Source organism: Mesorhizobium sp. M0621 (genome assembly GCF_040320745.1).
GTDB lineage: Bacteria > Pseudomonadota > Alphaproteobacteria > Rhizobiales > Rhizobiaceae > Mesorhizobium.
Genome location: NZ_JAMYQF010000002.1, coordinates 92,633 through 116,777, shown reverse-complemented (window position 1 = coordinate 116,777; position 24,145 = coordinate 92,633). Strand labels below are relative to the sequence as shown.

21 protein-coding genes are annotated in these 24,145 nt (G+C 62.0%); 11 read left to right on the top strand and 10 right to left on the bottom strand.

What is annotated here, in order from left to right:
- Positions 1-49: 49 nt before the first annotated feature.
- Positions 50-1,012 carry a GlxA family transcriptional regulator gene (locus NKI38_RS02110; RefSeq protein WP_013530232.1) on the top strand — a complete coding sequence of 321 codons (963 nt, stop codon included), beginning with the start codon at positions 50-52 and terminating at the stop codon, positions 1,010-1,012.
- A 324-nt stretch (positions 1,013-1,336) separates the two neighbouring features.
- The gene (locus tag NKI38_RS02105; protein WP_352654399.1) at positions 1,337-2,995 is read left to right on the top strand and encodes a vWA domain-containing protein; all 1,659 of its coding nucleotides are present in this window, start codon (positions 1,337-1,339) and stop codon (positions 2,993-2,995) included.
- A gap of 70 nt (positions 2,996-3,065) precedes the next feature.
- Here NKI38_RS02105 and edd read toward each other — a convergent pair whose 3' ends face one another.
- The 3 genes from edd to zwf all read right to left on the bottom strand — a co-directional run bounded on the left by edd (position 3,066) and on the right by zwf (position 7,129).
- On the bottom strand, positions 3,066-4,889 hold the full coding sequence (edd, locus tag NKI38_RS02100; protein ID WP_352654398.1) for a phosphogluconate dehydratase: 1,824 nt from the start codon (positions 4,887-4,889) through the stop codon (positions 3,066-3,068).
- A gap of 72 nt (positions 4,890-4,961) precedes the next feature.
- Positions 4,962-5,678, bottom strand: a complete 717-nt coding sequence (gene pgl, locus NKI38_RS02095) for a 6-phosphogluconolactonase (protein WP_352654396.1) — start codon at positions 5,676-5,678, stop codon at positions 4,962-4,964.
- Positions 5,660-7,129 carry a glucose-6-phosphate dehydrogenase gene (gene zwf, locus NKI38_RS02090; RefSeq protein ID WP_352654394.1) on the bottom strand — a complete coding sequence of 490 codons (1,470 nt, stop codon included), beginning with the start codon at positions 7,127-7,129 and terminating at the stop codon, positions 5,660-5,662. The genes pgl and zwf overlap by 19 nt, the downstream gene beginning before the upstream one ends.
- Before the next feature lie 315 nt (positions 7,130-7,444).
- On the opposite strand from zwf, the gene NKI38_RS02085 reads away from it, so the two are divergent.
- On the top strand, positions 7,445-8,191 hold the full coding sequence (locus NKI38_RS02085) for an SDR family oxidoreductase (RefSeq protein WP_352654393.1): 747 nt from the start codon (positions 7,445-7,447) through the stop codon (positions 8,189-8,191).
- A 107-nt stretch (positions 8,192-8,298) separates the two neighbouring features.
- Here the strand turns inward: NKI38_RS02085 and NKI38_RS02080 are convergent, their stop codons facing one another.
- From NKI38_RS02080 to NKI38_RS02065, 4 genes are all read right to left on the bottom strand, one after another.
- Entirely contained in the window at positions 8,299-9,147 is an 849-nt protein-coding gene (locus NKI38_RS02080) for an SH3 domain-containing protein (protein ID WP_352654391.1), read from the bottom strand.
- 298 nt (positions 9,148-9,445) lie between these two features.
- On the bottom strand, positions 9,446-10,732 hold the full coding sequence (locus NKI38_RS02075; protein WP_352654389.1) for an NAD(P)/FAD-dependent oxidoreductase: 1,287 nt from the start codon (positions 10,730-10,732) through the stop codon (positions 9,446-9,448).
- Between the two features lie 43 nt (positions 10,733-10,775).
- The gene (locus NKI38_RS02070) at positions 10,776-11,141 is read right to left on the bottom strand and encodes a four helix bundle protein (protein ID WP_352654560.1); all 366 of its coding nucleotides are present in this window, start codon (positions 11,139-11,141) and stop codon (positions 10,776-10,778) included.
- A gap of 62 nt (positions 11,142-11,203) precedes the next feature.
- Positions 11,204-12,640 (bottom strand): glutamine synthetase family protein, encoded by a 1,437-nt coding sequence (locus NKI38_RS02065; RefSeq protein WP_352654387.1) that lies wholly within the window; start codon positions 12,638-12,640, stop codon positions 11,204-11,206.
- Between the two features lie 163 nt (positions 12,641-12,803).
- Here NKI38_RS02065 and NKI38_RS02060 point away from each other — a divergent pair, with 163 nt between their 5' ends.
- On the top strand, positions 12,804-13,520 hold the full coding sequence (locus tag NKI38_RS02060; RefSeq protein ID WP_352654385.1) for an HAD family hydrolase: 717 nt from the start codon (positions 12,804-12,806) through the stop codon (positions 13,518-13,520).
- A gap of 21 nt (positions 13,521-13,541) precedes the next feature.
- Here the strand turns inward: NKI38_RS02060 and NKI38_RS02055 are convergent, their stop codons facing one another.
- The 3 genes from NKI38_RS02055 to aceA form a co-directional block, all read right to left on the bottom strand.
- Complete coding sequence (locus NKI38_RS02055) at positions 13,542-13,985, bottom strand: ANTAR domain-containing protein (protein WP_502899235.1); 444 nt, start codon at positions 13,983-13,985, stop codon at positions 13,542-13,544.
- Between the two features lie 239 nt (positions 13,986-14,224).
- Positions 14,225-14,467 carry an SMc00767 family acetate metabolism repressor gene (locus NKI38_RS02050; protein WP_352629639.1) on the bottom strand — a complete coding sequence of 81 codons (243 nt, stop codon included), beginning with the start codon at positions 14,465-14,467 and terminating at the stop codon, positions 14,225-14,227.
- Positions 14,468-14,525: 58 nt separating this feature from the next.
- Positions 14,526-15,815, bottom strand: coding sequence for an isocitrate lyase (gene aceA, locus NKI38_RS02045; RefSeq protein ID WP_352654382.1), 1,290 nt, complete (start codon positions 15,813-15,815; stop codon positions 14,526-14,528).
- A 237-nt stretch (positions 15,816-16,052) separates the two neighbouring features.
- Between aceA and NKI38_RS02040 the strand changes: the two genes are divergently transcribed.
- The 7 genes from NKI38_RS02040 (at position 16,053) to NKI38_RS02010 (ending at position 24,139) form a co-directional block, all read left to right on the top strand.
- A complete protein-coding gene (locus NKI38_RS02040; protein ID WP_352654381.1) occupies positions 16,053-17,495 on the top strand; it encodes a helix-turn-helix domain-containing protein in 1,443 nt (480 codons plus the stop codon).
- A gap of 93 nt (positions 17,496-17,588) precedes the next feature.
- Positions 17,589-18,539, top strand: coding sequence for a DUF2167 domain-containing protein (locus NKI38_RS02035; RefSeq protein WP_352654379.1), 951 nt, complete (start codon positions 17,589-17,591; stop codon positions 18,537-18,539).
- 178 nt (positions 18,540-18,717) lie between these two features.
- The gene (locus NKI38_RS02030; protein WP_352654377.1) at positions 18,718-19,668 is read left to right on the top strand and encodes a DMT family transporter; all 951 of its coding nucleotides are present in this window, start codon (positions 18,718-18,720) and stop codon (positions 19,666-19,668) included.
- Positions 19,669-20,012: 344 nt separating this feature from the next.
- A complete protein-coding gene (locus NKI38_RS02025; protein ID WP_352654375.1) occupies positions 20,013-21,110 on the top strand; it encodes a polyamine ABC transporter substrate-binding protein in 1,098 nt (365 codons plus the stop codon).
- 83 nt (positions 21,111-21,193) lie between these two features.
- Positions 21,194-22,333, top strand: coding sequence for an ABC transporter ATP-binding protein (locus NKI38_RS02020; RefSeq protein ID WP_352654373.1), 1,140 nt, complete (start codon positions 21,194-21,196; stop codon positions 22,331-22,333).
- Positions 22,334-22,341: 8 nt separating this feature from the next.
- Positions 22,342-23,316 carry an ABC transporter permease subunit gene (locus NKI38_RS02015; protein ID WP_352654372.1) on the top strand — a complete coding sequence of 325 codons (975 nt, stop codon included), beginning with the start codon at positions 22,342-22,344 and terminating at the stop codon, positions 23,314-23,316.
- Between the two features lie 4 nt (positions 23,317-23,320).
- Positions 23,321-24,139, top strand: a complete 819-nt coding sequence (locus NKI38_RS02010; protein ID WP_352629624.1) for an ABC transporter permease — start codon at positions 23,321-23,323, stop codon at positions 24,137-24,139.
- Positions 24,140-24,145: the final 6 nt, after the last annotated feature.

Sequence of the window (24,145 nt, the reverse complement as noted above, 5' to 3'; positions counted from 1 at the left end):
GAAAGCCGCAACTTTGCCGAACCCCAGTGTTCCCTCAGAACGGCCGGTCATGACTGATCCCGTTCAAGGCGGCCGGCAGTTCGCTTTCCTGCTGGTAGACAAGTTCTCCATGTTCTCGCTGGCCGCGGCGATCGATACGTTCCGGTCGGCGAACCGGTTGCTCGGCCGCGACTTCTACGGCTGGACCACGGTGTCGGCCGACGGCGATCCGGTGATGGCCTCCAATGGCCTGCCGCTCAAGATCGACTATGCCGTCGCCGATCTGCCGCCGGTCGACATCCTCTTCGTCTCGGTCGGGCTGACGACGGAATTTCCCGGCAAGAGCAAGGTGCTGGCGGCTTTGCGCAGCTGGGGCCGGCGCGGCAATGCGCTGGGTGCCTTGTCGGTCGGCTCCTACCTACTGGCCGAGGCCGGCCAGCTCGAAGGCTATCGCTGCACCATCCATTGGGAAAACCGCGCCGGCTTCGTCGAACGCTTCCCCGACATCAACTGCACAGGCAACGTCTTCGAGATCGATCGCAAGCGCTACACCTGCGCCGGCGGCACCACCTCGATCGACCTCATGCTGGAGATCGTGCGCGGCGATTTCGGCTCGAATCTCGCCAATGGCGTCGCCAACCAGTTCCAGCACGAACGCATCCGCTCGGCCGGAGACCGCCAGCGCGTCGGCCCGGAACGCGACCTGACCGGCAAGTCGGAGAAGCTCAGGCGCATCGTCGAACTGATGGCAGATCACCTCGACGAGCCGCTGTCGGCCGTGCAACTGGCCAAGTCCGCCGGCTTGTCGGTGCGCCAGGTCGAGCGGCTGTTCCTGCGCCATCTCAGCGTCACGCCCGGCCGTTACTACATGCGGCTGCGGCTCGAGCGGGCGCGTGAACTGCTGCGCCAGACCAACATGCCGATCCTCGACGTGGCGATCGCGACCGGCTTCACCTCGCATTCCTACTTCGCCCAGAGCTACCGGCTGCAATTCGGCAGGCCGCCCTCGGAAGAGCGACGCACGACCTACTGAATCTCGCTTCCGCTGAAAAGTTCGGCATTCGGCCCGGCGCCGGCGCGTTGGCTGACGGAGCATCAAACGAAAAACCCGCCTGAGCGGCCGGTCACCGGCGCAAATCAGCACCATAGGCAAATATGTACCATAGCTGAGGGCAATGAGTCAAGAAAAAATTCCTATCGTGAAAAACTACCGGCACTGCCAACACCGCCGAACTGGCTGTCGTCAGGGTCTTTTGTCAACCTTAGTTCGGAGCCCTACGCACCGGCACCGACTTGTGTCCCGGCGCCGCGTCAAATAGCTTGCCGCCCGGATCAGGGGCGGATTGAGGAGATTTCGATGGCGGGACTTGCACGGAGCGTCGCTGCGGCGATCCTCCTTTTGTCGATGACGACATTCGGCTTTGCCGCAAACAAGGTCATCGTCATTCTCGATGCTTCCGGCTCGATGTGGGCGCAGATCGACGGCAAGCCCAAGCTCGAAATCGCCCGCGAGTCGCTGCGAACCGTGCTTCAATCGGTCCCCACCGACGACGAGATCGGCTTCATGGCCTATGGCCATCGCGAGAAGGGCAGCTGCGAGGATATCCAGCTGATCGTGCCGCCACAGGCAGGTTCGGCAAGTGCCATCTCGGCCGCCGCCGACAGCCTGAAATTCCTCGGCAAGACGCCGCTGACCTCTGCCGTCAAGCAAGCAGCCGAGGCGTTGAAATACACCGAGGACAAGGCGACCGTCGTGCTCATCACCGACGGTCTCGAAACATGCGGTGGCGACCCTTGCGCGCTTGGCAAGGAGCTTGAGGCATCCGGCGTCGACTTCACCGCCGATGTCGTCGGCTTCGGCCTCACCGCCGACGAAGGCAAGCAGATCGCCTGCCTCGCCGACAACACCGGCGGCAAATACATCCAGGCCTCCGACGAGAAGGCGCTGCAGGAGGCGCTTGTCGAGACCGTGGCGGCACCCGCTCCAGAGCCGGCTCCCGCTCCGGCGCCTGCGCCCGCACCGGAGCCGGCGAAACCGGAATTCAATTTTCAGCCGACAGTGGTGATGGCCGAAGGTGGCGAGCCGATCACCGACGGCAACGCCTGGGAGATCTACAAGGCAAGTGCCGACGGCTCGCGGGGCGATTCCGTCACCACCGAATATGGCACCTACAACGGCAATCTCGAACCGGGCGACTACATCGTCGTCGCACGCGACGACGAGGCCAAGGTGGAGCAGAAATTCAAGATCGAGGCAGGCCAGGTCTACAAGCCGCTGTTCACCTTGAACGCAGGCACCATGCTCATTCATCCGCGGCCGAGCCAGGGCGCCGACATCAGTGATGCGGCCAGCCTCAATTTCGCTTATCCGGGTGGCAGCACCACCCACTATGGCGACACCAAAATCATCGTGCCGGCGGGCGAACAGAAGGTCACGGTCCAGATCGGCGCCGGCAGCGTCACCGAAACCATCCAGCTCGCCGCTGGGCAGAAGATCGAGAAGGACGTCATCGTTGGCGTCGGCCATATCGTGCTCAACGCCTTCTATGTCGCGGGCGGCGACAAGGCCGACAGTTCCGGCCTCGGCTTCGAGATCGTCAAGGCGAAGAAGAAAATCGATGGCACGCGTGACAGTGTCGAGCATTCCTATGGCCCGGACAGCAAGTTCTGGCTGCCGCCGGACGATTATGTCGCGCTGACCACGCTTGATCTGGCGGTCGTCGAGCAGCCGTTCAGCGTCAAGGTCGGAGATATCACGGACATCAAGGTGCCGCTCGATGCCGGCGTTCTGGCGATGTCGGCCCCCGGTGCCTACTCGATCGAGATCCTGTCGCCGAAAAAGGACATAGAGGGCAAGCGCAAGGCGCTTGGCCTGAACTATGGCGATACCTGGCAGCAGATCGTTCCGGCCGGCGACTATGTGTTCGTCCGCCACATGTCCGATGCAGGCCATGACAAGGAAATGCCGGTGACGGTCAAGGCCGGCGAACGGAGCGAAATTACCGTTACGCCATGACCGCCATTTGACCGGTAGCAAAAAGGGCGGCCAAGCGCCGCCCTCTTTCATGGACAGGATGATGATTGCGTCAAGCCGTGCCGAAGGCGCTGGCGCCATGATCGGCGCGGCCGACCAATTGCCGGAACCCGGCAAACAGCTCGCGGCCGAAACCGAATTCGTTGCCGATGAGATCGGCATCCGCCGTCCGGCGCAAGGCGAAGTCGCCAGCCGGCACCAGAACCTCAAGTGTCCCAGCCTCGGCGTCGAGCCGGATGACGTCGCCTTCGTGGATCCTGGCGATCGGCCCGTCCTCGACCGCTTCCGGCGTCACATGGATCGCCGCCGGCACCTTGCCGGAGGCGCCCGACATGCGCCCGTCGGTGACCAGCGCCACGCGCTGGCCGCGATCCTGCAGGATGCCGAGCACGGTGGTGAGCTTGTGCAGTTCCGGCATGCCGTTGGCCTTTGGCCCCTGGAAGCGGATGACGGCGATGAAATCGCCGGTCAGCGTGCCCGCCTTGAACGCCTCGTTCAGCCCTTGCTGGCTGTCGAAAACCTTGGCCGGCGCCTCGATGATGCGCCGTTCCGGCTTCACCGCGGAAGTCTTGATGACGGCGTGGCCGAGATTGCCCGACAGCACTTTCAGACCGCCGGTCGCCTGGAAAGCCTTGCTGAACGGCGCCAGCACTTTCTCGTCGCCGCTTTGGCGCGGCGAGGCTTCGCGCACTACGCTGCCGTCGGCGCCGAGCTTTGCTTCGACCGCATAGGGCCGCAGCCCTTCGCCCCATACCGTCTGCACATCCTCGTGCAGGATGCCTTCGTCGAGCAGTTCGCGGATCAGGAAGCCGAGGCCGCCGGCCGCGTGGAAATGGTTCACGTCGGCGAGACCGTTGGGATAGACCCGCGCCAGCAGCGGCACCGCTTCCGAAAGGTCGGAAATATCCTGCCAGGTGATGGCGATGCCGGCCGCCGCCGCCATGGCGATCAGGTGGATGGTGTGATTGGTCGAACCGCCGGTGGCATGCAGGCCGACAACGCCATTGACGATCGACCGCTCGTCGATCATCCGGCCGACCGGCGTATAGGCATTGCCGAGCGCGGTGATCGCCAGCGCCCGCTTCGTCGCCTCGCGGGTCAGGGCGTCACGCAGCGGCGTGCCGGGATTGACAAAGGAAGCGCCCGGCGTGTGCAGGCCCATGATCTCCATCAGCATCTGGTTGGAATTCGCCGTGCCGTAGAAGGTGCAGGTGCCCGGCCCATGGTAGGACTTGGATTCAGCCTCCAGCAGTTCGGCGCGTCCGGCCTTGCCCTCGGCATAGAGCTGGCGGACCTTGGCCTTTTCATCGTTGGGCAGGCCAGTGGTCATCGGTCCTGCGGGAATGAACACCGCCGGCAGATGGCCGAAGGTCAGTGCGGCGATCACCAGGCCCGGCACGATCTTGTCGCAGACGCCGAGATAGACGGCGGCGTCGAACATGTTGTGCGACAGGCCGATCGCGGCGGCCATGGCGATCACGTCGCGCGAAAACAGCGAGAGCTCCATGCCGGGCTGGCCTTGGGTGACGCCATCGCACATTGCCGGCACGCCGCCTGCGACCTGGGCGATGCCGCCGGCCTCGCGTGCCGCGTCCTTGATCAGCGCCGGAAAGGTCTCGAAAGGCTGATGCGCCGACAGCATGTCGTTGTAGGAGGTGATGATGCCGAGGTTCGGCACCTTGTCGGCACCCAGCGCTTGCTTTTCCGAGGGGCTGCACACTGCAAAGCCGTGGGCGAGATTGCCGCACGACAGCACGGCCCGGTTGGCGGTGTGGCTCGACGCCTCGGCGATGCGGCTGAGATAACGCTCGCGGCCTGGCTTTGAACGCTGGCGGATGCGCTCGGTGATGGCTTCGATGTCGCGTCTGGTGGTCATGGTGTCGGTCCTTTCAGGCGAGGTCCCGGAACACAAACCGGCTGTCTGCCGGGACCCTCAGCAAGTTTCAAATCAGGGAGCCCAGAAAACCTCTACGGGCTTGCGCGCGGCATCGAGCACGGCGCGGATTGGCTTTCGCGGTCCGGGTGCCATCGCGCCGTCGAAGGCGATGCGCTTGTCCTCGCCTTCGATGTGCAGCGCAATGAAGCCGGCATCGACAATGCGCGCCAGCGACAGCGTCAGCCGCGGCTCTCCGGCACTCAACGCATGAACCGGCAGCACGATCCTGTCGGAGGACGGATCGAGCAATTTTTCCAGGTCGTCGGCATCGGGAAAGAACGAGGCGGTGTGGCCGTCGGGCCCCATGCCGAGCACGACGACATCGAGCGGCCAGGGCAGTGACTGCAGCGCCGCATTGTCGGATGAAGCCGCATCCTCGATGCTGGTGGCTTCGTGATAGAGCGGCACGAAACGGGCCGCCTTGGCCGTGTTCTGCAAGAGATTGGCCGTCACCAGCCCGGCGTTGGAACGCGGCGAGGAGGCCGGCACGAAGCGCTCGTCGACCAGCGTCACGATCACCTTGTCCCATGCGATGGGTATCGCCGACAGGGCGGCGAAGAATTTTGCCGGCGTGGTGCCGCCGGAGACGGCGAGCAGCCCTGTGCCGCGCTCGGCGATTGCCCTGGTCAGGCGGCCGGCGACATGACCGGCAAGAGCAGCCGCCAGCTCCTGGCGCCCGGCGAAGCCGTTCCAGCTATAGGCGGCGCTGTTCAATTGCTCTCGTGCCATGTCCGCCCGTCACGTTCGATCAGTGCAATGGAGGCCGAGGGTCCCCAGGTGCCTGCCGTGTAGCCCTGCGCCTCTTGTCTGGCGCTTTCCCATGCGTTCTGGATCGGGTCGATCCATTTCCACGCCGCCTCGACTTCGTCACGGCGCATGAACAGGGTCTGGTTGCCACGGATGACATCCATGATCAGCCGCTCGTAGGCGTCCGGCGCGCGGCCATCGAAGGATTGCGCAAAACTCATGTCGAGCGAGATCTGGCGCAGCCGCATGCCGCCCGGACCCGGATCCTTGATCATGATGAACTGCTTGACGCCTTCGTCGGGCTGCAGCCTGATGACCAGCTGGTTGGCGAAGATCGGACCGGCGCTGTCGCCGAAGATCGAATGCGGGATCGGCTTGAATTCGATGACGATTTCCGAAACCCGGGTTGCCAGCCGCTTGCCGGTCCTGAGGTAGAACGGAACGCCCGCCCAGCGCCAGGTGCCGATCTCGGCCTTGATGGCGACGAAGGTCTCGGTGTTGCTGTCGTGGGAAAGCTCCTCGACATAGCCCTTTACAGCTCCGTTGGCCGAGGCGCCTGCGCGGTATTGCCCACGCACGGTGTGCTTCGGCGCCTCGTTGCCGTTGATGCGCTTCAGCGCCCGCAGCACCTTCAGCTTCTCGTCGCGCACCGCGTCGGCATCCATCGATGACGGCGCTTCCATGGCGACGAGGCACAACAGCTGCAGCATGTGGTTCTGCACCATGTCGCGCAGCGCGCCGGCCTTGTCGTAATAGGTGACGCGGTCTTCCAGCCCCACGGTCTCGGCCACGGTGATCTGCACGTGGTCGATATGGGCGGAGTTCCACAGCGGCTCGTAGAGCGCGTTGGCAAAGCGCAGCGCCATCAGGTTCTGCACCGTCTCCTTGCCGAGATAGTGGTCGATGCGGAAGATCTGGCTTTCGTGGAAATCGTCGCCGACCAGATCGTTGAGCGCTTGCGCCGAGGCAAGGTCGCGGCCGATCGGCTTTTCCAGCACGATGCGGGAGTTCGGCGTGATCAGATTGTGCTCTTTCAGCTTGTGCGAGATATCGCCGAACAGCGCCGGCGCCACCGCCAGGTAGAAGGCGCGGATGCGGTCGCTGTCGCCGATCGCCTTTTTCAGTTTGTCGAAGCCGGCGCCGGTCGTTGCATCGGCAGAGACATAGGATAGCCGCGCCAGAAAGGTCTTCAGCTCCTTGGCGTCGATATCGGCCGGTTTGACGTGCTCGGAGATCGCTTGGCTAGCGAAGGCCTGGAATTCCTCATCGCTCATCTTCGAGCGTGACGTGCCGATGATGCGCGTCGGCTCGGAGAACTGATGATCGCGCTGGCGATAGTAGAGCGACGGCAGAAGCTTGCGTTCCGACAGATCGCCGGTGCCGCCGAAAATGATGAAGTCGAAAGGGTCGACGGGGATGATCTGGCTGGTCATGGTCTGTCCGCTTTGACGCCGGTCGCAAGTACGCGGCTGATATAATCTAATCGATTTAAATTTTCCAGTGCCATGGTGTCACATCTGGGTGTATGCGCCTGCCCCTTGACAGTCCGATGACCTGGAGGCTTGTCGACAGGCGCGGCTCCGGAAGCCTTCGCAGTTGCAGCATAGAGCGTGGACGAGGCGAAAGCCAAAGGAGAAATCGGCGATGGCCGCAGATCTTTCGAACAATCTGCTCAGAAGCCGTGGCTTTGCGTGGATGTGCATTATTGGCGTGACGGTCGATCGTCACCAATCATGAACGGGAAAATCATGCGTCTGGAAAACAAGGTTGCCGTCATCACCGGTGCTGCGTCGGGTTTTGGCGAAGGCATCGCCAGGCGCTTTGCAGAGGAGGGCGCCAGGGTCGTTGTCGCCGATCTCAATGCCAAGGGCGCGGAGCGTGTCGCCGGCGAGATCGGTGAAGCGGCGATCTGGACCCAGACAGATGTTTCGCTGCGCTCCGAATTCGACGAGATGGTCTATGCCGCGAAGAGCGCCTTCGGCCGCATCGACATCATGGTCAACAATGCCGGCTACACCCATCGCAACGGCGACATGCTCAATGTCGACGAGGAAACCTTCGACCTGATCACATCGGTCAACATGAAGGCGATCTATCACGCAGCACTTGCCGTGGTGCCGATCATGGAGCGGCAAGGCGGTGGCGTCATCTTGACCACGGCCTCAACCGCGGGTCTGCGGCCGCGGCCCGGCCTCACCTGGTACAATGCGTCGAAAGGCTGGGCGATCACCGCCACCAAGTCGATGGCGGTTGAGCTGGCGCCGAAGAACATCCGCGTCAACTGCCTCTGCCCGGTTGCCGGCGAGACCGGGATGCTGGAGAAATTCATGGGCGCCGACACACCCGAAATCCGCGAGAAGTTCCGCGCATCGATCCCGCTCGGCCGGCTTTCGACGCCGCTCGACATCGCCAACGCCGCACTCTGGCTGGCCTCCGACGAAGCCGCCTTCATTACCGGCGTGGCACTGGAGGTCGACGGCGGCCGCTGCATTTGAAGGCGCCAACACATGACTCCGAAAAATCGGCACCGATTTTCGGAACGGATCATGCGCAAGTCAAAATGCCTGAAAGTGGCAGCGCACTTGGCGGCAGGTCGGTGGCGTCAGGCGCCGGTCTTGATGTAGCTCTTGTAGACCCAGCCGGTCTTGCCGTTGTAGGTGATCTGGCACCATTGCTTGCAGCTCACCACCTGCACCGAGGTCCTGGCCGGCACCGTGCCGACGGCGGCGGCATTCTTCTTCGGCCCGCTACGCATGGTCACGGTCCTCAGGATACGCCCCGTTCCGGCGGCTGCGACCTTCCCAGGCTTCGCCTTGGCCTGGCTGTCGTCGCCTTCTGTTGCCGCTGGCTGCTGAGCCGGCACTGGCGGCTTCACTGCGGGGATGGCGGCGGTTTGTGCGCCATCGGGATGGCTGCCCGCGGCCGCGGGGGGTGCGGCAACTTTGGCAAGTTCAGCGGTGGCATCGGTATCGGCTGCCGGCTGCGCGAATGCCGCCGCCGGCTTGTCCGGCGTCTGTTCAGCCTGGCTTGGAGCAGTCGAGTCGGAAGCGGATGCAGCCTTCGGCTGCGAATCGGTCCAGCGCGGATCATTGGCCGCGAGCGCTTGTACGTTGGCTTGAGCGGCCGTGGCGGTCGAAACCGCGTCAGGCTTGCGCGTCTGCGGCACGGTTGTGGCGGCGACTCCGGCCCCCACCGGGGCTATTTTCGTCGTCTTCACCGGAATCGCTGGAATTGTCTGCTCGGGGCTTGCTGACGCTTGCCTGTCGCCGGCCGGCAATGCCAGCCATAGCGCCACGGCAGCGACGCCAAGCAACGCGGCAGTGCCGATTGCGGCGATCACCAGATGCGAGTTCGAACGGACTCCCTGCCAGAAGGACGGCCGCATGTCGTATCCGAACTGCATGGCAAAGCGCCGACGTTCCGGCGTACCGAAACTGAAGGGCTCTTTCACTTTTGCCACCTCCATAAGTGAGCCAATGTTCTTTCGATCGAATGCCAAGAACCTGGCTAAAGATCTGCATCGGTCCCAAGAAACCAAAGCGGGCAAACCCGCAGAATTCCCCATCAGTCGCCCACAGCCGGCATCTTTTGCCGGCGATTGTGGCATCACTACGCCTTCCCAGCCGATTCTGCACCTTTGATGGGGATTCCGCAATGTGCCGCTACGGCAACAAATATTACAGCAATATTACAGGAATTCAGAGCGATCTTGTCCAGCCGAAACGCAATCCCGAAAAGTGGGAACAACCCTAGATCCTGTCGCGCAAAGCAAACCAGTTGAGCGCCAGAAACAGCAGCGGCGTGCGGAAGCGCCGACCGCCAGGGAACGGTGGGATTTTCAGATCCTCGATCAGCTTCAGCCGGTCGCGGTTGCCGGCAACGGTTTCGGCATAGAGCTTGCCGAAGAAGTTCGACAGCATGACGCCGTGGCCGGAATAGCCGCCGGCCGAGATGACATTGGGCATCACTTCGCGCACGAACGGCTTTCTCGGCACCGTGATGCCGACATAGCCGCCCCAGCCATGCGTGATCTCGACATCCCTCAGTGCCGGGTAGAGTTCCGCGATCTGGCGGCGGATGTGAATGTGGATATCCTTCGGATCGTTGACGCCATAGATCTCGCGCCCGCCAAACAGCAGCCGGCCATCCCTTGACTTGCGGAAATAGCGCACGACGAAGCGGGAATCGTCGACCGCCTCGCCACCCGGCAACACGTTCGAGTCCGCTCCCAGAGGCACCGTCGCGCCGATGAACGAACCGATCGGCATGATGTGCGCCGCACTCACCGGCTCGAGCGTGCCGCCATAGGCGTTGACCGCGATCAGGCATTTCTGCGCTGTCAGCGTGCCTCTCGGTGTCGAAATCTTGACCTTGCCGCCACTGGAAATGATGCCGGTCGATGGCGTCCCCTCGAACAGCTGCGCGCCGGCAAGCGCTGCCACCCGCGCCGTACCGATCACCAGCTTCATCGGATGGATGTGGCCAGTGCCGGTGTCGCGCGTCCCGCCAAAGTAGGCGGTCGATCCCAGCCGCTCCGCCGTCTCCCTGGCATCCATGAACGAGATATGCGGATAGGAAAAACGGCTCGCCATGATCTCGGCATGCGCCTTGTAGTCGTCGACGTAGCGCGGCTTGTGCGCTACCGAAAGCTGGCCCGGCATGTAGTCGATATCGATCTGGTTGGCAGCGGCGAATTCGAGGAGATGCGTCTTCGCCTCTTCGGCGAGATCGAACAGCGCCTTGGCGCGGGAAAAGCCATATTCGGCTTCCAGGTCTTCGGCCCAGGCACGCTGGCCGGTGCCAAGTTGACCACCATTGCGCCCAGAAGCGCCATCTCCGAAGCGATACGCCTCGATCAGCACGACATCCGCTCCAGCCTTGGCCAGATGCGCCGCCGCCGACAAGCCGGTGAAGCCGCCGCCGACAATGACGACGTCGCAGGTACGGTCGCCATCGAGGCTTGGGTATTCGGGTCTTGGTCCGGCGCTGTCCTCGTACCAGGAACGGCCAGGGGAAATCGGGGATTGGTAGGGCATGAGAAGTCCTAGGGCAGTAGGGCAGTAGGGCAGTAGGTGAGGATTATTCGGGTGACAATTTACGGATCAGAAGCCGCAAGAGCGTTCCGACGCTCTCGCTGCGGATCGTCAACGGTTCGACGGCCACATGTGAAGCGATTCCGACGCGTTGTGCGATCAGCAGATGGGTCTCCAACTCCTTGAGGGATCCCTGCGCGATTCTCAGAAATTGTTGATAGGAAGCTCGGCTTTCTCGACCATAACCCTCGGCGATATTGGCAGGCACCGAGATAGCTGCTCGCCGTAGCTGAGCTGTCAATCCATAGATTTCCTCTTTCGGCCAGGCTTTTGTCACCTCGTAGATTGATACCGCCAAGTCCATGGCCTGCTGCCAGACGATCAAATCCCTGTACGAATCGATCTTCGCCATCATCCCCTACTGCCCTACTGCCCTACTGCCCTACTGCCTTACTCCCTTATTCCCTTATTCCCCTAGACATTCAGCAACAAATACTCCCGCTCCCACGGGCTGATCACTTCCATGAACGTCTCGAATTCTGCCCGCTTAATGGCCGCATAGGTCGCGGCGAAGGATTTGCCCAGCAGCGCGCAGAGTTCCTCGTCGCCTTCGAACAGGTCGACGGCTTCGAGCAGGCTGCGCGGCAGATCGATCTCGTCGGCATTGGCGGTGGTCAGGACGGGAGGCTCGGCCTTGATCTTCCTGGTGATGCCGATCAGCCCGCAGGCAAGCGATGCCGCCAGCGCCAGATAGGGGTTGGCGTCGGAGGAGGGGATGCGGTTTTCGACGCGCCGCGCCGCCGGGTCCGAACGTGGCACGCGAAACGCCGTTGTGCGGTTGTCATAGCCCCATTTGTTGTTGACCGGCGCCGACGCCGCCTGGGTCAGCCGGCGGTAGGAATTGACATAGGGCGCGAACATCACCAGCGCGTTCGGCACATGCTTCTGCATGCCGCCGATGAAATGGAAGAAGTTTTCGGTTTCCGAGCCGTCAGCCGCCGAAAAGATGTTCTGCCCGGTCTTCTTGTCGATGATCGACTGATGGATATGCATGGCCGAGCCAGGCTGCCCCTGGATCGGCTTGGCCATGAAGGTGGCATAGATTTCGTGTTTCAGCGCTGCCTCGCGAATGGTGCGCTTGAACATGAACACCTGGTCGGCCAGTTCGATCGGATCGCCGTGGCGCAGGTTAATCTCCAACTGGCCGGCGCCCTCCTCATGGATCAGCGTATCGATCTCCAGGCCCTGGCTTTCGGAGAAATGGTAGATGTCGTCGATCAGTTCGTCGAATTCGTTGACGCCGGCGATCGAATAGCCGGCGCCGCCGCCGATCGCGCGTCCGGACCGGCCCACCGGCGGGGTCAGCGGATAGTCCGGATCGGGATTCTTGCGCACCAGGTAGAACTCGATCTCGGGCGCCACCACCGGCTTCAGGCCGAGCTTGTCATAGGCGGCAACCACGCGTTTCAACACGTTGCGCGGCGTGAATTCGACCGACCGACCGTCCTGGTGGACAAGGTCGCAGATGACAGCGGCCGTCGGGTCTTCTTCCCAGGGCACTACTGTCAACGTCGACAGGTCCGGCATCAGTTTGAGGTCGCCGTCGTCTTCCGGATAATGGAAGCCGTTGCCATCCTCGGGGTAGCCACCGGAAATCGTCGTCATGAAGACCGCCGACGGCAGCGCCAGCGAGGTGTTGGAGGTGAATTTCTTCGATGGCATCATCTTGCCGCGCGCGACACCGGCCTGATCAGGCGTGATGCACTCGATGTCCTCGATGCCGCGCCACTCCAGCCAGGCGCTGACTTCCTTCCAGTTCTTGACGCCACGTTGGTTTTTCACGAAGGCAGGCGTGCGGGCGCGTCCTCCGCGGCTCGACGGACGGACTTCCTTTTTTGCAGGCGGCATCATTCACCAGATTGGGTTGCGGATTGTGGAGTATAGCCGTGCCCCTCCATGGAAGGGAAGGGGAGCCGCGCCGGGCATTGGCCGACACGGTTGAAAATCGCGCCAATCGGCTTAGTTTCCGCAATCCCGATCCCAATCGAGACCCCAATCTCAATCGAGAAATTGCATGCGGCACGACGGCAAACTGACGACGATCGGCTTCGACGCCGACGACACGCTCTGGCAGAACGAACAGTTCTTCCGTCTGACCGAGAAGCATTTTGCCGCCATGCTTGCCGATCATGGCGAAGTTGAGCACATCTCGGCGCGATTGCTGGAGGCCGAAAGGCGCAACCTTGCCGTCTATGGCTTCGGCATCAAGGGATTTACCCTGTCGATGATCGAAACGGCGATCGAGGTCACGCAAGGTCGCGTGCCGGCCTCGGTCATATCCGGGATTCTCGATGCCGGCCGCGAGATGCTTAGCCATCCGATCGAGGTCTTGCCGCATGCGCGCGAGACGGTCGAGAATCTTGCCGGCGCATTCCGCCTTGTGCTGATCACCAAGGGCGATCTCTTCGACCAAGAGCGCAAGCTGGCCGGGTCAGGCCTGGGCGAATTATTCGACGCGGTCGAGATCGTCAGCGACAAGAACGCCGCCACCTATGGCAGGATCTTCAGCCGGCACGGCGACGGTCCGGCAAAAAGCATGATGGTCGGCAACTCGCTGAAGTCGGACGTGGTGCCGGCCATCGAGGCCGGCGGTTGGGGTGTCCATGTGCCGCATGAACTGACCTGGGTGCTCGAGCATGTCGAGGCTCCGGTGGCCGAATCGAGGTTCCGCCAGATATCCGATCTCGGACAACTGCCGGAATTGGTTGAAAGCATCGTGGGCGAAGGCTGATCCCCGGAAACCGCCTATGCTCTAGCGGCCTACCAAGCGATCGATCACCGGTTGCAGCCGTTCGGGCGTGATCGGCTTGGCGACCACCACGTCGATAATGTCAGACAGGCCCAGGCTTTCCGTAGTGCCATTTTTGGTCGAAAGCAGGATCACCGGTGGCAGCGATTTGCCCGAGGCGCGCCGCAACGCGCCGATGCTGGACATAAGATTGTCGCAGTCCTTGTTGTCGGCGCCGCCGTCAAGGACAACCACACCAGGAATGAGGGACCGCAAGGTCCTTACCGCCGTGTCGGGAGATTCCGAGATTGGCTTGAGCCCGGATCGCTCGACGATTTTCGAAATCACCACGCGATTGATTGGCGATTTGCAGATGACAAGCACCTGCGACGGATCACGGATCGCCTCCATGGTTGCGTCGCGGGTCACCCCATTCAGATGTCTTGGAGTCTCGCCTTCACGATTCACTGGGCACACAAGTCGACCAAGAAGCTCGCCCCCATTTCAATGCAGAGTTGAATCTGGGGCGCAATTGGCGTGAGATCGTGGTCCATGTCAAGTTGAAATAAAAGACCCCGAATTCATACTCAGAGCAGTGAATTTCAAGCAACGCTACTGTACTGAACTGTCCACACCGGCATTTCATAAAAAGAGAATTCACCTGCGCGGAGGCCGCGCAGGTGAAGGGGCGGTTGCACGGATTGCGATCAGCCGTGGCCCTGCTGCGTGACGATCACCGGGATCAGCAGATCGCCCCAGTTGCCGTCGCCGCCGTGATGACGTGCCGAGCGCACGAGTTCCACCGAGACGCCTGCCTCGACCGCCTTCATCACCGACTGGTTGAGGCGGTGCAGATCGTTGGCCAGCATGCGGATCGTCGCTTGCTGGTCGACGCTCATCGTCGTGGACTGTTCCTCGGCGCGTTCCTTGACACGGCTTATCGATGCCATTGGTCTTCTCCTTGTATCCCAAGCCCTGCTGGGCGTTTCCTCTGTATTTCTGTGGTCGCTATTCCGCGGCCGGTTTGAACTGCGCGTGCTCGGTCGATTCATGCATGGCGGTGGTTGATGACTGGCCGCCGGTGATCGCCATCGACACGGCGTCGAAATAGCTGGTGCCGACCTCGCGCTGGTGCTTGGTCGCGGTGTAGCCATTGGCCTCCGCCGCGAACTCCGCTTCCTGCAGCTCGGAATAGGCCGCCATCTGCCGTGCCTTGTAGCCGCGGGCCAGTTCGAACATGCCGTAGTTGAGCTGGTGGAAGCCGGCGAGCGTGATGAACTGGAACTTGTAGCCCATGGCGCCGAGCTCCTTCTGGAACCGGGCGATCGTCGCGTCGTCGAGGTTCTTCTTCCAGTTGAACGATGGCGAGCAATTGTAGGCGAGCAGCTTGTCGGGGTGATGTTTGCGCACGTCCTCGGCGAATTTCCTGGCCTGCGCCAGGTCCGGCTTCGAGGTCTCGCACCAGATCAGATCCGCGTAAGGCGCATAGGCGATGGCGCGGGCAATGCAGGGCTCGATGCCGTTCCTGACGTTGTAGAAACCTTCCACTGTGCGCCCGGCGCCGTAGTCGACGAAAGGCTGGTCGCGTTCATCGATGTCGGAGGTGAGCAGCTTGGCGGCTTCCGCGTCGGTGCGCGCGACGACCAGGGTCGGCGTGCCCATCACGTCCGCCGCCAGGCGTGCGGCGTTGAGGTTGCGGATGTGCGCCGCGGTCGGGATCAGCACCTTGCCGCCGAGATGGCCGCACTTCTTTTCCGATGCCAGCTGATCCTCGTAGTGGACGCCGGCGGCACCCGCCTCGATGAATGCCTTCATGATCTCGAATGCGTTGAGCGGTCCGCCGAAGCCGGCTTCCGCGTCGGCGACGATCGGCGCGAACCAGGTCTCGACCGAGAGTCCATTGCCTTCGGAGGTCTCGATCTGGTCGGCGCGCTGCAGCGTGCGGTTGATGCGCTTGACCAGTTCGGGCGCCGCATTGGCCGGATAGAGCGACTGGTCCGGATACATCGCGCCAGCCGTGTTGGCGTCGGCGGCAACCTGCCAGCCCGACAGGTAGATCGCCTTCAGTCCGGCGCGCACCTGCTGCATCGCCTGGTTGCCGGACATGGCGCCGAGCGCGTTGACGAAGTCCTCCTCGTGGATGAGCTTCCACAGCCGGTTGGCGCCCATCTCGGCAAGGCTCTGGCGGATCTGCACCGAGCCGCGCAGCCGCTTCACATCTTCCGCGGAATAGGGCCGTTCGATTCCGTCGAAGCGACCTTCCGGCGCCGATGGGACGAGGTTGTAAAAATCAGTCATTGGTCACTCCGAAGGATTGCTGCACCCGTGTCCGGGCATCAATCATCTGTGCGCCGGAATATGACTGAATTTACATTGCGGTGCGAAACAGACCAGAAAAATCAAGGAAATTGGCGAGAGATAAGAGAAAACCTGTGTTGCGTTTGACAGGCGAGCGCTGTAAATTTGTCATGATTGTAAAAGGCAACGCAGTGAGGTTGCCGCGAAACCTGTGTAAATTCCTGTCAAGGACAGTCGATGGCTGACCAGAAGATATTTGCCGGGCCGCGCATCCGCCGCATCCGCAACGCCAAGGGCCTGACCCAGACGGCGATGGCCGAGGGCCTCGGTATCTCGCCATCCTACCTCAATCTGATCGAGCGCAACCAGCGACCGCTGACGGTGCAGCTGATCCTGAAACTGGCGTCCGTCTACAAGGTCGATCCGCACGAACTGCAAGGCGAGGCAAGGGGGTCTGTCGCCGCCTTGAGAGAGGTATTCACCGATCCTCTGCTGGTCGGCGAGTTACCCGGCGATCAGGAACTGATCGAGCTTGCCGAGGCGGCACCCAATGCGTCGGCGGCGGTGATAAAACTGTTCCGCGCCTATCGCGAACAGGCCGAGCGCCTGTCAGACCTCAACGAGCTTCTCGCCCGCGAAGGTCGGGCCACAGCACTTTCCGGCGCCCGCCTGCCGATCGACGAGGTGCACGAGATTTTTGAGCGCCGGCCGAACCATTTCGCAGCCCTTGAGGAAGAAGCCGCGGCGTTCACCTCGCTGCTCGATCCCGGCGACGATCTGTTCGGCGCGCTGAAGGCCTGGCTGAAGCGCGAATACGGCATCGTGGTCAAGGTGCTGCCGGTCGCCACCATGCCGAACTGGCGCCGCCGCTACGATCGCCACTCGCAGCGCCTGTTCCTGTCCGAGCGGCTGTCGCCGTTCGACCAGTTGCGCGAAGTGGCGATGGAGGCGTGCCTGATCCGCATGACGGTCGCGGTCGCCGGCGAGATCCAGGCGCTCAAGCTGACCACCGACGAGGCCCGCCGGCTCGCCCGCTTCGAACTCGGCCGCTATGCGGCGCATGCACTGATGATGCCCTACCAGGCCTTTCATGCTGCTGCCGTGCGCGCCCGCTACGACATCGATGTCCTGCGTTCGCGCTTCGGCGTCTCCTTCGAACAGGCCGCAAACCGGCTGACCATGCTGCAACGGCAGGGTGCCTCAGGCGTGCCGTTCTTCATGCTGGAGGTCGACAATGCCGGCAACCGCTTCCGCAAGGTCGGCAGTCAGGGCTTTCCGCAAAGCCGCTTCGGCGGCGCCTGTCCCAAACTGCCCGTGCATGTCGCCTTCACCCAGCCCGGCCAGATCTTCGTCGAGGCGGTGGAAATGCCCGACGGCGCCGAGTTCCTATGCATCGCCCGCACGCTGGAAGGACCGCAAGGCGCGTTCTCGGAACGCCCGCGCCGCACGGCGCTGCTGCTCGGTTGCGACATCGGCTTTCGCGACGACATCGTCTATGGCGCGGCGCTGCCCGGTGCGGCAATCGCTGCAAAGGCCGGCAGTGTCGCGGCGACGCCGGTCGGGCCTGCGTGCCGGCTTTGCGAACGCGTCGGCTGCCTGGCGCGCGCCGAGCCGCCGGTGACGCGCCCGCTCGGCCTCGACGAGATGGTGACGGGCTTGAGCGCCTTCGATTTCCAGTAGCGGCGCGAGCCTGCAAGGAAGGTCATCCGGCTTTGCGGAAGAAACTGCCGACCTTCGCCGCAAAGTATTGTCGATCGAAATATTGATTCGGAAATGACAACGGGATATCAAAAACGAATTGCGCAAGGCTGGGGGGCGGCGATGGGCAGGACGGTTTTTTGGCTTGGGCTGACATTTGCCCTCTCAGCTTCATCTGCGTATGCAGAAAAATCCTCGGATTTCTTCAGCTCCTACAAACAGTACAATGATGCCGGCAAGGCATTCCTGGACAAGATAGATCCAAAGACCGGACCGATAGACCTCGCCGAAGGCATTCACCTCGATCTCAAGGGCAAGTTCTACTTTCTGAATAAGAAGGACGCCGTCTCGGTCCTGACCGAGGCTTGGGGTAACCCACCCGACGCCGGTTCCGACGCGATCGGCATGATCTTCCCGAGCAATTATGATCCCATCGCCGACAACAATTGGGGCATAGAGCTGCGCTGGGAAAAGATCGGTTATGTCGATGATGGTGACGCTGCCTCCATCAATTACACCGAACTGTTGAGCAGCATGAAAGCCGATACTTTGTCGGGCAACGATCAACGGGTGAAGGACGGTTTTCCGCCCATCACGTTGATCGGCTGGGCTTCGCCGCCAGTCTATGATGCCGTCAACAAGCGTCTGCATTGGGCCAAGGAACTCCAGTTCGGAAACGACGCCGTCCACACGCTCAACTACGATGTCCGTTTCCTTGGCAGGGAGGGGGTCTTCGTGATGAGTTACATCGCCAATGTGGAGCAGTTGCCGGAGATAAAGCAGAGCCTGGATGAAGTGCTTGGCCTGGCGGGCTTTAGCGCGGGCAAGAGATACACGGATTTCCTGCCCGGCACCGACACCGTCGCCGCGGTTGGGATTGGCGGCCTCATCGCCGGGAAATTGGCGGCAAAGGCTGGTCTTCTGGCGGTGGCCCTCATCGCCTTGAAGAAATTCGGACTGATTCTGCTGGTTCCGTTGGCCGGCCTTTGGCGGCTAATTCGGGGCAACAGGAAGGCTTCCTCCTAGGTAGGGATGATCAGACAACGCTAGCAGGGCGAATTTGGTCCAGGCGTCTGACCAGTGCGCCAAAGGGGAACGTGAAGCTGGATCACGCCCGGCCGTTGCTGATGTATTAGGCGAAAACGGCACGTTTCTGTCGCCCATTGCGCATCGTGCAGCGCCGAAAACGCTGACAGTAGAAGCCATGATCGATACCGCATCGCCGATCGTCGCATCGCCAGCCGTCTCGCCGCGCGAGGAGCGTGTCGGCATGCTTTTGGTCTTCCTGTCGGCGCTGATGTGGAGTTTCGGCGGTACCATCGCCCGCTTCATCACCACCGGCGACAGCTGGACGGTTATTTTCTGGCGCTCCATCTGGGCAGCGGCCTTTCTGATCGGCTTCATGGTCTGGCGCGACGGCTGGCGCGGCATGTTGAAAATGTTCCGCGACATGGGTCTGCCCGGCCTTGCCGTCGGGGTCTGCTTCGCCACCGCATCGACCGCGTTCGTCGTGGCACTTGCCTACACCACCGTCGCCAACATCCTGTTGATGCAGGCCGGCGTGCCGCTGCTGGCGGCGCTGTTTGCCTGGGCGCTGTTTCGTGAAAGAGTTGGTGTCGCGACCTGGCTGGCGATTGCCGCCGTCATCGCCGGCGTCGCCATCATGGTGTCGGAATCGCTCGATGGCGCCGTCTCGCCGATAGGCGACGGGCTGGCGCTGTTGATCGCGGTCATGTTCTCGATCGCCACCGTCATCACCCGGCGGTTTTCCAGCGTGCGCATGACGCCGGCGACCTGCCTCGGCACCATGCTTGCGGCAGGCTTTGCCGCCTCGCAGGCATCGACATTCGCTGTGTCGACCAGTGACATGGGCTTTCTCTTTGTCTTCGGCGTGGTCAATCTGGGCCTCGGCCTCGCCTTCTTCGCCACCGGCGCGCGGCTGATACCGGCGGCAATAGCAGCACTGCTCGGCACGTTCGAGCCGATCCTCGGCCCGATATGGGTCTGGCTCATCCATTCCGAGGTGCCATCGGGGCGCACCATCATCGGTGGCGCGGTGGTGGTCACGGCGCTGCTCGTCCATATCGGGCTCGAATTCAAGCGCCAGACACGGCCCGAGCGTGCAGGGGTAACCGGGGTGCCATCGCCTAATTGAGGCGGCCTGCAGCTTTGCCATTGACAACGTCGCTGCCGCGCGGGCAGGCTGGGAATACGGCAACAACAAGACAGGCCTATCTTGCCAAGTCTCCCAGCCGGTCAGATTGAGACCGGACCATATCGTCGTATCTCTGCCCGCGCCACGGCGAAAGCCTATGACGGCATCTGCACGCCACACGAGTCCCAGCGACGACGCAACGCCTGCCGCTCATCGAACTGCCTGCATAGCGCCGGCAGTTCACGCTTGTCGCTTTTTGGAAAGCTCAATAGCCTGAAACAAATGCCCGGCCGCGCTGGAACCGCGACGAGCCGGCGAAGGAACACTCACCAAAGGAGAATAGTATGATCCGCAAAGCGCTCTGGCTTTCGGCGACTTCGGTATTTCTGACGCTTTTCACTGTCGGCGGTCATGCCGAGGATCGCGTCGTCAATGTCTTCAACTGGTCGGATTATATCGACAGTTCGATTATTGACGATTTCACCAAGCAAACCGGCATCAAGGTCGTCTATGACACGTTCGATTCCAACGAAATCCTGGAAACCAAGCTGCTTGCCGGCGGCAGCGGCTATGACGTTGTCGTGCCGAGCGGCAATTTCCTTGCACGCCAGATCCAGGCCGGGGTGTTCCAGAAGCTCGACAAGTCGAAACTGCCCAACATTTCCAACATGTGGGACACCGTCACCGAGCGAACCGCCAAATACGACCCCGGCAACGAATACTCGGTCAACTACATGTGGGGTACGGTTGGTATCGGCTACAACATCAAGAAGGTGCAGGCGGCACTCGGCACCGACAAGATCGACAGCTGGGATGTCTTCTTCAATCCCGACAGCCTTGCCAAATTGAAGGACTGCGGCGTCTACGTGCTGGACTCGCCCGCAGACATCATTCCGGCGGCGTTGAAATATCTCAACCTCGATCCGAACAGCACGTCGCCTGACGATATCGCCAAAGCCGAGGAGACTTTGCTCAAGGTCCGGCCTTATATCCGAAAATTCCACTCCTCCGAATACATCAACGCGCTCGCCAATGGCGACATCTGCCTGGCGGTCGGCTGGTCGGGTGACGTGTTTCAGGCCCGCAACCGCGCGGTCGAGGCCAAGCAGGGCGTCGAAATCGGCTATTCCGTGCCGAAGGAGGGCGCGCAGATGTGGTTCGACCAGATGGCGATCCCCGCCGATGCGCCGCATGTCGCCGAGGCGCTCGAGTTCATCAACTACATGATGACGCCCGAGGTGATCGCCAAGTCGTCGAACTACGTGCTCTACGCAAACGGCAACAAGGCTTCGCAGCAGTTCGTCGACAAGGCACTGTTGGATGACCCGTCGGTTTATCCCGACGCCGAGACGATAAAGAATCTCTACACCGTCTCGCCATACGATCCCAAGACCCAGCGCGTCATCACGCGCACTTGGACCAAGATCGTCACTGGCCAGTAAGCAAATCCGACATGGTCCCGGCAGCCACCTGCTGGGACCATTCTTTCTGGGGCAAGAAAGCAAGAATCAGGACGGAGTGGGACATGAAATCGCTTGGCAGCATCCGCAGGGATTTTGCGCCGTGGAACGACCCGAACGCCAAGCCATATATCCAGTTCGACAACGTCACCAAGAGGTTCGGTGACTTCACCGCCGTCAACAATCTGTCGCTGACCGTCTTCGAGCGCGAGTTCTTCGCCCTGCTCGGCGCCTCTGGTTGCGGAAAATCGACGCTGCTCAGGATGCTCGCCGGGTTCGAGGAGCCGACGGCCGGCCGTATCCTGCTCGATGGCCAGGATCTGCGCGGCATCCCGCCCTATCGCCGGCCGGTCAACATGATGTTCCAGTCCTATGCGCTGTTCCCGCATATGACGGTTGAGAACAACATTGCTTTCGGCCTCAAGCAGGACGGCATGTCGAAGCCCGAAATCGCGTCGCGCGTTGCCGAGATGCTGAAGCTGGTCAAGCTCGAGCAGTTCGCCAAGCGCAAGCCGCACCAACTGTCCGGCGGCCAGCGCCAGCGCGTCGCGCTCGCTCGCTCGGTCGCCAAGCGGCCGAAGGTGCTGCTGCTCGACGAGCCGCTCGGCGCATTGGACAAGAAGCTGCGTGAGGAAACGCAGTTCGAACTGATGGACCTGCAGCAGAACCTCGGCCTGACCTTCGTCGTCGTCACCCATGACCAGGAGGAGGCGATGACCATGGCCGATCGCATCGCCATCATCGACAAGGGCGAGGTGATGCAGGTGGCAACGCCAGCCGAAGTCTACGAGGCGCCTGGGTCGCGCTTCGTCGCCGGTTTCGTCGGCAACGTGAACATGTTCGAGGGCAAGATCGCGCGTGGCGATGCCGGTAGCGCCAGCATCGATGCCGGCAATGGCATCACCATCCGCACCGACAATGCCGGCGCTGCCAGTGCCGGGACGGCTGTCACCTTCGCCATCAGGCCGGAAAAGATCAAGGTGTCGTCGAAGAAGCCGGCCGAGGCTGTCAACGCCATCGAGGGCGAGGTCTACGACATCGCCTATCTCGGCGACATGACCGTCTATCACGTCAGGCTGGACGACGGGCAGGTGGTGCGCGCGAGCACCATGAACGCGGCCCGCATCACCGAGGATCCGTTGAGCTGGAACGACCGCGCCTGGGTTTCCTTCCGGCCCGACGCCGGCGTCGTGCTGAAGCGGTAGGGGCGACCATGTCGAGCGCCGCCGTCACCACCGCATCAGCCTCTCCGGCAACCAATGCCGGCAAATCCCCCTTCGCCAGGCTGGGCGCTGCCTTCGTTGGCCGCCTGGTCATCATCATCCCCTATGTCTGGCTGCTGTTCTTCTTTCTCATTCCGTTCGTCATCGTCTTCAAGATTTCGCTGTCGCAGACGGCGATCGCCATTCCGCCCTATACGCCGGCACTCGATTTCAGCGGCGGTATTTCCGGGTTTGTTGCTCAGCTGAAACAACTCAGCCTCGACAATTACACCTGGCTGACGCAGGACGCGCTCTACTTCAACGCCTATGTGACCAGCGTCATCATCGCCGCGATCTCGACGATGCTGACATTGCTCGTCGGCTATCCGATCGCCTACGGCATGGCACGCGCGCCAGCGACGATCCGCCCAACCTTGCTGATGCTGGTGATCCTGCCGTTCTGGACCTCGTTCCTGATCCGCGTCTACGCCTGGATCGGCATTCTCAAGCCCGAGGGACTGCTCAATCAGCTGCTGCTCGCCACCGGCGTCATCCACCAGCCGCTGATCATCCTCAACACTTATACGGCGATCTTCATCGGCATCGTCTATTCCTACCTGCCGTTCATGGTGCTGCCGCTCTATTCCGCTCTCGAGAAGATGGATTATTCGCTGATCGAGGCGGCAAAGGATCTCGGCTGTCCGCCAACCAGCGCTTTTTGGAAGATCACCTTCCCGCTGTCGCTGCCCGGCGTCATCGCCGGCTGTCTGCTGGTGTTCATTCCAGCCGTCGGCGAATTCGTCATTCCCGATCTGCTCGGCGGGTCGCAGACGCTGATGATCGGCAAGACGCTGTGGAACGAGTTCTTCGCCAATCGCGATTGGCCGGTATCGTCGGCCGTCGCCGTCATCCTGCTGTTGCTGCTGATCGTGCCGATCATGCTCTTCCAGCGGGCTCAGGCGCGCGCTCAGGAAATGGACAGGTGACCTCATGAACGCCACCTGGAGCCGCTTCAACATCACCTCGATCGTGCTTGGCTTCGCCTTTCTCTATCTGCCGATCGTGCTGCTCATCGTCTTCTCTTTCAACGAGTCGAAACTGGTCACTGTCTGGGGCGGTTTCTCGACCAAATGGTACGTCTCGCTATTCCACAACCAGGGTCTCATGGACGCGACCTGGGTGACGGCGCGTGTTGGCCTGATCTCGGCCACTGTGGCGACGGTGCTCGGCACGCTGGCGGCACTCGCCTTGACCCGTTACACCCGCTTCAAGGGCAGGGTGCTGTTCTCCGGCATGGTCTTTGCGCCGCTGGTCATGCCGGAAGTCATCACCGGCCTGTCGCTGCTGCTGCTCTTCGTTGCCGTCGGTCTCGACCGTGGCTTCCTGACCGTCACGCTCGCTCACATCACGCTGACCATGTGCTTCGTCGCCGTCGTCGTGCAGTCGCGCCTCATCACCTTCGATCGCTCGCTGGAAGAAGCGGCGATGGACCTTGGCGCGACGCCGGTGAAGACCTTCTTCCAGATCACGCTGCCGGTCATCATGCCGGCAATCGTCTCCGGCTGGATGCTGGCTTTTACGCTTTCGCTCGACGATCTGGTCATCGCCAGCTTCACCTCTGGGCCGGGCGCCACGACGCTGCCGATGAAGATCTACAGCCAGGTTCGCCTTGGCGTGACACCGGAGATCAACGCCGCCTGCACCATCCTGATCGCCGTTGTGGCGATCGGCGTCATCATCGCCTCGCTTGCCAACAAGCGGCGTGAGGTGCAGCGCCAGCTCGACGAGCAGGCCGCACAGCGCGGGTGAAGACGG

Excerpts from the sequence above, each read along its gene's own strand:
- NKI38_RS02110 (WP_013530232.1), top strand. The coding sequence starts at position 50 with ATGACTGATCCCGTTCAAGGCGGCCGGCAGTTCGCTTTCCTGCTGGTA.
- NKI38_RS02105 (WP_352654399.1), top strand. The coding sequence starts at position 1,337 with ATGGCGGGACTTGCACGGAGCGTCGCTGCGGCGATCCTCCTTTTGTCG.
- edd (WP_352654398.1), bottom strand. The coding sequence starts at position 4,889 with ATGACCACCAGACGCGACATCGAAGCCATCACCGAGCGCATCCGCCAG.
- pgl (WP_352654396.1), bottom strand. The coding sequence starts at position 5,678 with ATGGCACGAGAGCAATTGAACAGCGCCGCCTATAGCTGGAACGGCTTC.
- zwf (WP_352654394.1), bottom strand. The coding sequence starts at position 7,129 with ATGACCAGCCAGATCATCCCCGTCGACCCTTTCGACTTCATCATTTTC.
- NKI38_RS02085 (WP_352654393.1), top strand. The coding sequence starts at position 7,445 with ATGCGTCTGGAAAACAAGGTTGCCGTCATCACCGGTGCTGCGTCGGGT.
- NKI38_RS02075 (WP_352654389.1), bottom strand. The coding sequence starts at position 10,732 with ATGCCCTACCAATCCCCGATTTCCCCTGGCCGTTCCTGGTACGAGGAC.
- NKI38_RS02070 (WP_352654560.1), bottom strand. The coding sequence starts at position 11,141 with ATGGCGAAGATCGATTCGTACAGGGATTTGATCGTCTGGCAGCAGGCC.
- NKI38_RS02065 (WP_352654387.1), bottom strand. The coding sequence starts at position 12,640 with ATGATGCCGCCTGCAAAAAAGGAAGTCCGTCCGTCGAGCCGCGGAGGA.
- NKI38_RS02060 (WP_352654385.1), top strand. The coding sequence starts at position 12,804 with ATGCGGCACGACGGCAAACTGACGACGATCGGCTTCGACGCCGACGAC.
- NKI38_RS02050 (WP_352629639.1), bottom strand. The coding sequence starts at position 14,467 with ATGGCATCGATAAGCCGTGTCAAGGAACGCGCCGAGGAACAGTCCACG.
- aceA (WP_352654382.1), bottom strand. The coding sequence starts at position 15,815 with ATGACTGATTTTTACAACCTCGTCCCATCGGCGCCGGAAGGTCGCTTC.
- NKI38_RS02040 (WP_352654381.1), top strand. The coding sequence starts at position 16,053 with ATGGCTGACCAGAAGATATTTGCCGGGCCGCGCATCCGCCGCATCCGC.
- NKI38_RS02035 (WP_352654379.1), top strand. The coding sequence starts at position 17,589 with ATGACAACGGGATATCAAAAACGAATTGCGCAAGGCTGGGGGGCGGCG.
- NKI38_RS02030 (WP_352654377.1), top strand. The coding sequence starts at position 18,718 with ATGATCGATACCGCATCGCCGATCGTCGCATCGCCAGCCGTCTCGCCG.
- NKI38_RS02025 (WP_352654375.1), top strand. The coding sequence starts at position 20,013 with ATGATCCGCAAAGCGCTCTGGCTTTCGGCGACTTCGGTATTTCTGACG.
- NKI38_RS02020 (WP_352654373.1), top strand. The coding sequence starts at position 21,194 with ATGAAATCGCTTGGCAGCATCCGCAGGGATTTTGCGCCGTGGAACGAC.
- NKI38_RS02015 (WP_352654372.1), top strand. The coding sequence starts at position 22,342 with ATGTCGAGCGCCGCCGTCACCACCGCATCAGCCTCTCCGGCAACCAAT.
- NKI38_RS02010 (WP_352629624.1), top strand. The coding sequence starts at position 23,321 with ATGAACGCCACCTGGAGCCGCTTCAACATCACCTCGATCGTGCTTGGC.